The organism is Desmonostoc vinosum, assembly GCF_059505385.1.
Map to the genome: position 1 here is coordinate 1 of NZ_JCACKM010000223.1, position 8653 is coordinate 8653.

The 8653-nt window shown below is 37.4% G+C and carries 5 protein-coding genes; 2 read left to right on the plus strand and 3 right to left on the minus strand.

Annotated elements, in window-relative coordinates; all coding sequences use genetic code 11:
• Positions 1-135 precede the first annotated feature (135 nt).
• The gene (locus tag AC5JMF_RS25925) at positions 136-1644 is read right to left on the minus strand and encodes a helix-turn-helix domain-containing protein (RefSeq protein WP_495798582.1); all 1509 of its coding nucleotides are present in this window, start codon (positions 1642-1644) and stop codon (positions 136-138) included.
• A gap of 273 nt (positions 1645-1917) precedes the next feature.
• Between AC5JMF_RS25925 and AC5JMF_RS25930 the strand changes: the two genes are divergently transcribed.
• The gene (locus AC5JMF_RS25930) at positions 1918-3759 is read left to right on the plus strand and encodes a protein kinase domain-containing protein (RefSeq protein WP_495798583.1); all 1842 of its coding nucleotides are present in this window, start codon (positions 1918-1920) and stop codon (positions 3757-3759) included.
• 111 nt (positions 3760-3870) lie between these two features.
• Complete coding sequence (locus tag AC5JMF_RS25935; protein ID WP_495798584.1) at positions 3871-4872, plus strand: tetratricopeptide repeat protein; 1002 nt, start codon at positions 3871-3873, stop codon at positions 4870-4872.
• Here the strand turns inward: AC5JMF_RS25935 and AC5JMF_RS25940 are convergent.
• Positions 4845-7340, minus strand: a complete 2496-nt coding sequence (locus tag AC5JMF_RS25940) for a CHAT domain-containing protein (RefSeq protein ID WP_495798585.1) — start codon at positions 7338-7340, stop codon at positions 4845-4847. The genes AC5JMF_RS25935 and AC5JMF_RS25940 overlap by 28 nt on opposite strands.
• A 4-nt stretch (positions 7341-7344) precedes the next feature.
• Positions 7345-8592 (minus strand): hypothetical protein, encoded by a 1248-nt coding sequence (locus tag AC5JMF_RS25945; protein ID WP_495798586.1) that lies wholly within the window; start codon positions 8590-8592, stop codon positions 7345-7347.
• Positions 8593-8653: the final 61 nt, after the last annotated feature.

Sequence of the window (8653 nt, forward strand, 5' to 3'; positions counted from 1 at the left end):
TGACTGTAATTGAGATGATGCGACCATCACAGTCAATTTCAAATTGTTGCCAACCATTCTCTATGGCCTTAGCCTGGGGCAGTTCGTTGATTTTGATTGTTAATTCTAATTTTCCTGCAATCATCGATACCTCTGCTAAGATGCGATCACTAAATTGGATGAAGTATCAGGTACATGTACCAATCCTTGAGGATCTTTCTCAATGTACTTTTTAATTACTGGCTGAAGAGTAAAACTAATTTTTTTTGTAGTTGGATCTTGAAAAGTTTCAACTAACGACTGCTTTTCAAGGTTTTCTAAAGCTATTATTAAATCAGAAGTTGATATACATGCTTCTCTACTTTCATTTAGTCCAATCAATAAAAAATCAAAATCAGTAAACTCTGAGTTCAAAGCTATTCTTTCTGCTAAAAAAATCATGATTTGCCGTTGAATTTTGGTCAACTCTTCACCAAAGAATTCATTTAGCATTTCTTGAAACCTAATACTAAGAAATGTAGTTTGGTTTTTAAAAAACATCTTTGCACTACTAGCAAAAAAGCGATGAATTCGATTAGCTAGAAATTTGAGTTCTGAGGGATTACCACGGTAGATTTTAATTAATTGAGTGCAGCAATTGTCCTGATTATCTAATCCCAAAGTATACAAGAACTGCATTGCCGCATCTTGATCCAAGCCTTCAATCCTAAAGTGTTCAATAGGTCGATCAGCTTCTATTAAAGCATCAAATTCATTAGGCCAAGTTCGACTAGTTAACAGTAAGCAGCTTTGATGTTGTTCCTCTACTAAACGCCGGAAAAATAATTTATAATCCAGCCTTTGTTCTGAATTACTCATCTGAAACAAAGCTTCCGATTCATCCAATACTATTAAGCATCGATGTAATTGCAGTTGCTTGAGCAGCATTGTAATCATTGCTTGAGTGTACTCAGGCTTACCTGAGCGCGACTCAATGGGTTGTACTAGTTCTATGAGATCGGCTATTAAGTCTTGAAGTAGCGGTGCGTGAGACACAGATTTCCAAATGAAATAATCAAAACGAGGTTGATCTGCTATGCCAAGCTCTAATATTAGCTTTGCCGCTAATGCACTTTTACCGATACCTGCAACTCCTGTTAATGCTATACAGCGTTGGTTGTTCACTAGCTCTTTTAAAAAGGTCACTTCCTGTGTCCGTCCGTAAAAACTAGATATGTCAGGAAGTTGGCCTCCTAAAACTTTTATTAAGTGATTATCTACAGGTGCTAGCTCTCGAATTGAGGTTAACTGAGGATACTTTTTAGCAACTTCCTCTAACAAAATATGTCGTAGCTTCTTCTTGCTAACGCGTTCCCCGTTTCCAAGAGTTTCAGAAAGCAGATCCCACAAATGAGGAGCTATGCGTCTTTGCAAATAGTTAAGACTATACGGAGAGTCAGATGCCATCTCCTCATAATCATCATTGTTCCATGCTCCCTTTAAAACAATAATTTCTGCCTCAGACAAATATTTCCCCTTTTTGGTAAATACTGAATCATTTACTACGACCAGAGCTTCTTCAAAAGTTACTGCTCTTGAAGCCCCATACCCTGTAAACTCTCGTTCTTTTGATAAAACAGAAGAGAGAGTAGGTGAATTAAGTCTCTGAGTAGCACTAAAATCCATAGCTTGCTAGTACCTTGGGGTTAAAAGGCATCTGTAAAGAACCTTGTATAGATTATGATTGCTTCGAGAGCGTCTCGGATTACACTAATATTACCTTGTTTATTCTACTTGTAAATATCTCTTTTTGCAAAAAAGTAACATATAAATTTCTAATAGTGTTACTAAAATTTTTTCTAAGTAAACTGGAGGAATCTAGCAATAAATCATACACCTGTTCGCTTATTTACAACTCTTTATGCATAATCTCTAAAATCTTCAAGGCAAGGAGGTTTGGTGAGTTATTGTATTAATCCTCTTTGTAGCCAACGGCAGAATCCCGATAACGTGGAAGCTTGTTTAGCATGTGGTACTTCCCTGCTGATTAATGACCGTATCCGGCTAATTAAGCCGTTGAAACCTCTTAGTGATAACCCGTACAATTATTTTGACGTTTTTGAAGTAGATGACACAGGAACTCAGTGGAGTCCTGTACGTAAGCAGCGAGTCATGAAAGTTCTAAAATGGAACTCACCAAAGCTGCGCGAGCTAATCGAGCGTGAATCCTTTACCCTACAACTAATTCGACATCCAAGCATTCCTAGAAGTACGCCAGATGATTTTTTTCCTTTTGCTCCTAACAATAGTCCTTTGCAACTACGCTGCTTAGTAATGGATAGATTTGAAGGACAAAATCTGGAGCAATGGTTAGAATCTAATGGGCGAATTTCTCAATCTCTAGCATTGGAATGGCTCAAACAGTTAGCTGAAGTTCTACATGTAGTACACCGCTCTAATTTTTTTCATAGAGATATTAAGCCTTCTAATATAATTCTTCAGCCAAGTGGCCAACTGGCATTAATTGATTTTGGTGTAGCGCGGCAAGTTACAGACACTTATTTAGCAAAAGTCAGTGGAAGTGGGGGGACAAGTACAGGTAGGGGAGGACGATATGAAATTACATCTGTCGTCACACCTTGTTATACTCCAACGGAACAAATTAATGGTAGAGCAGTACCTCAATCAGATTTTTATGCCTTGGGGTGTACGCTTATAAATTTAATTACTGGTGTTCAGCTGATTAATCTGCCAATAAATGACAAGACAGGAAAGCTGGTTTGGAGAGATAAAGCCCCGCAGATTGACAAGCCATTTGCTAATTTTATCGATGAGCTGACATCCCCTTTACCAGGGCAGAGGCCGCAAACGACAGAAGTAATTTTGCAACGCTTAGAAAAGCTGCCTCAGCAAATTAAAAATTATAAGTTCACTCATTCTAAAGTATTTAAGTATAGCAAAATTGCATTAGTGGGTTTAGGAGTTGTTGGAACTTTCTTTCTCTCACTACCTCTAATAACAAACCACCTAGTAGCCCAAGGACAGAAGCTAGAAGCAGCAAATAATTCTCAGAGAGCGCAAGAGCTTTTCAACTGGGCCATAAAAATCAATCCTCAATTAAAACTTAGTATTGCAGAATTTTACTTTAATAAAGCTTCGAGAAATATAAATAATCCTCAAATAGCTAGAAAATATTTTGAGCAGACAATTAAATACAATCCAAAAGATTCATCTGCACATAATAATCTAGCATTAGTTTGTCAAGATTTGCGAGATACTAAGTGTGTGGCTGAAAACTATGAAAAAGCTTTTAAGCTTAGACCGAATAGTTGGGAATCGCATTATGGGTTAGGACGTTTTTATGAAAATCAGCAGAAGTATGATTTGGCTGAGAAACAATATAGATTAGCTATTCAAGGAAGTGATAAAGCGGTACTTGCTGTCGCCGCTTTATCAAGATTGAAAAATTTAAATAACGAACATGAGGCAGCAGTTACTCTAGCCTTACAAGGCTTAAAAAAAACTAAAGACCCCGAAATTCAAGCAGCACTGTATAAGGACTTAGGCTGGGCAAGATTAAAGCAGAATCAGTTAAACGAGGCTAAGAAATATTTAGAGAAAGCAGTCAATTTAGATAGTCAGAGAACAGATGCTTACTGCTTGTTATCTCAAGTTGAAGAAGCTTTAGGTGAAGAAGAGACTGCCAGAATTTATATAGAAGTTTGTATGTTAGCCAAGTCTACTTTACCAGAGGTTTTCGACTGGAGACAAGAGTTACTAAACCGCATACTTAAAAAATAGCATTCTCTAAACAAATTTATCAGATATTTATCACCAATAAAACTTTACATAAAGCCGAAAATACTTACTGAGTTTATGCAATAATAACTAGATATAAGCAGGTTATTTATATTGAAAGTAGTGAAAAACAATATAAAATTTTTGACAGGGTTCTGCTTGAGTTTTTTACTCATAAAAGATACTTTATTGCTGGCAGGTGTGCCGTTAGTTAGAACTAAAAGAAATCAAGTTCGTTGTGAGCCAAGCGGAAGAGTAATATCTCCGGGTGATAAACGCCTTCAAGCAGGAAGCTTGGTTTGTGATGGAGAAAAAATAGAACTTTTAAATGGTGGTAAGATTAAATTTTTCTGTTTTAGTACAGGGAAAATTTTAGATTTATCTAGTGGAGTTGTTTCTTCTAGTGTATGTGCAAAGCCTGATTTATCTAAGTCTGCTTGTTACACAAGTAATGGAAACTTCTGCCCAAATACCCCAAAAGGTGGAGTAGGAGAAAACGATGAGCCGACAATCATTTATCCTTATACTATGCCAACATTAAAACCACGTCCAGAAATAGTTTGGCGTCCTGTTGTCGGTGTTACTTCTTATAAAGTGAGGTTTGATTGTTATGATTTTAGCTGGGAAAGAGTTACAAATCAAACGAGATTGGCTTATCCGCCGGAAGAAAAAGCTCTGTCATTTGGACAAGTTTGTCAAATTTTTGTCTTCGCCTATAAGGATGACAAAGTTACTGGTGGAGAACCATCAGTAATTTCTCTGTTACCAGAGGATGAGGTTGCACAAATTAAAGATGCAGTAGAGCAAATTAGTAAATTAAAACTTCCCCGAGATGAAGCTGCTCTTGACTTGGATGCTGTATTTATGTCAAGAGATCTTTTAGACGAAACAATTGAACAGTTAAACAGCGTTGTTGTAGCAGATACTAAGAATCCAACTATTTATAGATTGTTGGGCGATCGCTATTTTCAGGCAGGTGTACTAGACCAAGCTCAGCGTCAATATTTAAGAGCATCTGAGTTATTGAAAACTAATAACAATCCAATTGAGTTAAGGAAGGTACAAGAAGGATTGAAGATAGTAGACTATTACAACCAACTCCCTACGAGTAGATAAGGGGCCCAGTGATAAGGGTTATTGTACTCAGGAATATTTATTAAGCTGATTTGTGCAAGTCTTAAAGCCTCTGCTTTCGGAATACCTTTGTTGAGATTTTTGTAAAATTCATTCATGAAAATAACGTTAGACTTAGAATCTACTAACCACAGAGTAGCTACTATACTTCTCGCACCCGCTTGTGCTGCGACACCAGCAATCCCAAGTGCTGACATTTTATTGCCTTTAGCTGTCTGACACGCACTGAGTACTAATAATTCGATTGCATCTTGATGGATTTGAGCTTGACTTTTTAGCAAAGTGCCGATTTGGCTAATATTAACTAACTCATTCCAAGTTAAAAATCCAGTTCTTCTGCGAATAGAACTAAATTGAGCGTGTGTTGTTAAGTGAAGAATATTGAAGTCTTTTTTACTTAGTTCTTGGATAAACTTTTCAGTATTGAATTCTTTATTGAGTAAATCAATTGAAGAATTGACTTGCTTTTTGACATCTGCTATCTCCGCTTCTACATCAGGTAAAGGTTTTAGCCCTTTAAGAGCATCAGGATCATTAAAGCTAGGAGCAAATGTGGAAATTCCGCCAATTAGGGCATTTGAATGTTTTTGAGATAAAGTTTGAGGTTGGCGAATTCTAGATCCTAAAGTTTCTGAGGAGCTATAGTGCTGAAATAAATAATCTTTTCCATCGTGTAGTATAGCCATTGGTAAACTTTGAAAAGATTTATCTGGAACAAATACTAAAGTTCCACTTGAAGGCAAAGATTTTTTGAGAGGTTCAATTAGCTGTTTATAAAGTACTTGAGAATGTTTAGGAATAAGAGCGTTGCCGTTGGAAAGAAGCTCTTTGTTTTGTAAGATACTTAACAGAGCAGTAACATGATATTTAACTAGTTTAGAATTAGCAGAATGATGATGAATAGAAGAATCTGGGAATTGAGCAAATACCTCTATAGTATCATCCAAATCGATAATGTGAATAATTGCTGAAGCACCAGCAAGATTATCAATTTTATCTAAAGCAACAAGATCAAGCTTGCCACACTTGAGGTAATCTTCTAATTGTGCCAATTGAAGTTGTTGATTAGTTTCTATGACTTGACGCTCAAAATTAGGATACTGTTTTGCTATTAGCAATCGCATGTAATTGCGATACACAGGCTCTACTTTTTCGTAATAGAAAAACTGTGCATCAGAATTGCTAGCAAAGAGATTGTTACGAATTTGTGTAACGCTATCAAGTGCCGTACCGTAAATATGAACTGCTGCTTGATATTTGCCTTGTTTTTGGTACAAATCAGCTAATTGTCGTTGCCATTCATAGGTCATATCTACATCATTAATTGACTGAGCTAAGCTTAAAGCTTGTTCAAAATACATTTGCGATTTCTCTGGCTCTAACTGACCTAAAGCACCTAAGCTTTTAGATTCTAGCTTTTGGCTGTTAATACTTTTAGCTGTTTCTAGGGCAGATGTAGCATACTCAATAGCTGCTGATTGCAATGATTTATTTTGAGTCTTACTTAGACTCTTAGCAAATTTAAGTTGAGCTTGAATGGATTGCTCAGGCGATAGTTGAGAAAATGCTGAAGGGTTTTGCAGTATAAGATTTGCTAAGGGCTGAATTTGCTGATTAATTTTTACCTGAACATCTGGCGATTTGGAACTATCTGTAAGCCATTCGTCAAAGTCTAGTAACAAGTTTAAACGGTTCAGTTGTGCTTGTAGTTTTACTGTTGCAGGGGCGCTTGCCTTGTTCTCCAAAAGTTGATACGCATTAAGTGATTCCTGCGCCTTCTGTGGAATAAAATCTACAATCGTTTCTCTAAAAAGTGGCTCCTCTATCCACTTGTACTCATCCCGCGCTCTTTTATAGGTGGACTGTTTCGTGTTGCCCAACGATAGCAAAACATCATTGCTAATGTTTTGTAAAGACATTTGCTGAGTTAGTAATAGCGTCTGTTGCAAAACTAGTTCAGATTCATCTAGCTTATTAACTAGGCGTAGGACTTGTCCCAAATTTTGTAATCCCAACAAATTTATTGGTGTTAATTTCAGTTTTTTGATTGCTGTTATTAGTTCCGACTTGTCGTGTTCGGTAGATTCTACTGGTATTGGGTCACAGATCCAACTCTTTAGCTTTAGAGCTTCTAAAAGTGTTTTACAAGCTTGAGAGTGTAAACCTAATTTTTGGAAGGCGAAATTTTGATTAATTAAGCTCCCGCTAACGCCTTCGGTATCTTTGATTTGACGGTAAATTCTTGTGGCTTGTTGCCAACTCTCAAGAGCCTCTGCTGCTTGACCTTGATTTAATTGTCTTTTGCCTATTTGGGTCAATGATTCAGCTTGCTGTAGTGTGGTTTGTTTTTTAGCAGTCTGAGTCAGCAACAAAGATGATTGACTCAGAACTATTGATAAAGTTAAAGCGCCTAAAAAAACGTATTTTAGCCAATATTTCCATTTGATCATTGCTCTACTTTGCTTTAAAAGATGGGAACACTTCTGCTACAGAACTGACTGAAGAACACGAACTAGCAGCTAAAAAATTATTGTGGGACACTTGATTAGGTATTGTTGCAACTAATTCAACGTTTCCTTCTTCATCTATAACCCATCCTTGAGCTTCTACAATTTTTGTAGTTTCTTTGATGGCTGACGATTGTAATTTGGCTGTAGGGTCGGTGAACTCAACTGAAACAAAATCCCTCTGCCAGATAGGTTGACTATCTATATGCTCGTCAGAGTCAGGAGGTGGACTATCCTTACCACGTACAACCAGTATGTCTCTCCCTGTGCTTGATTGTGCAGCGCAACCTGAAGCCATCTTAGGGGATTCTTGAGCTATTTTGGGGACTGTCGTAATACCGCGAGTAGGATCTTGATTGTTAAATTTGATATCAACTGTACCGTTAACTCCTAATTGCGAACTTGCGGTAATAAAGCTGTCGGAAGAGAAAAATAATCCGCGAGTATTGATCCGAATGTTACCGCCACGTCCCTCAAATGCGTTGGCTGTAATGCTACTACTTCCTGAGCCAGTTAGGAATATTGTGTTAATGTTGATGTTGCCACCATCGCCAATTCCACTAAAAGGAAAAGTGTAAGGAGTGTCGATATCTAAAAGACGCACTGTTGCTAGCGGATTGATGATATTAGCACTAATAGTGCTGCCACCTAGTAATTGCACATAGTTAGCGTGTAAAGAAATATTTCCTCCATTTCCAAGTGCAGTCCCAGCGTCAATGTAAGAATTATTCTGCAAAGAAACTATGTTTGCATCAATATCCACGCTCCCTGCTGTTCCTGTACCTAAATTACCTACAGTGATTGAGCTTTTAAATAAAGATAATTGTCCAGTTTTGATTCTTATGTTCCCAGATGCTCCACTTAACTTTGAAGATAGTCCCAATGCTTGTTGTATTGGTGCAGGAGGAGGTACTGCATAGGATGATATACCAGATGGAATATTGTAAGATAAATCTCCCACAGGTATTGTAATATCTATAGAATTTGGGGCATTGATCGTAACATTTCCAGCATCACCACTAGAAAAAGTATAAGAAGCAATAAGTCCTCCGTTGTATAATCTGATTTCAGGTGAGGTGATCTTTAAATCGCTGGAATTTCCAGAATTATAAGCCCCTACGGCAACTTGACTTGGTGAGGAGAGGATGGGATTAAACCCACTTAATTCAACACTACGACCTGCATTAATGATCAACTCTCCACCCCTAGCTATCTAATTGGTATACAAAGCAGATAAGCTGAGGAAAGCACCTAGC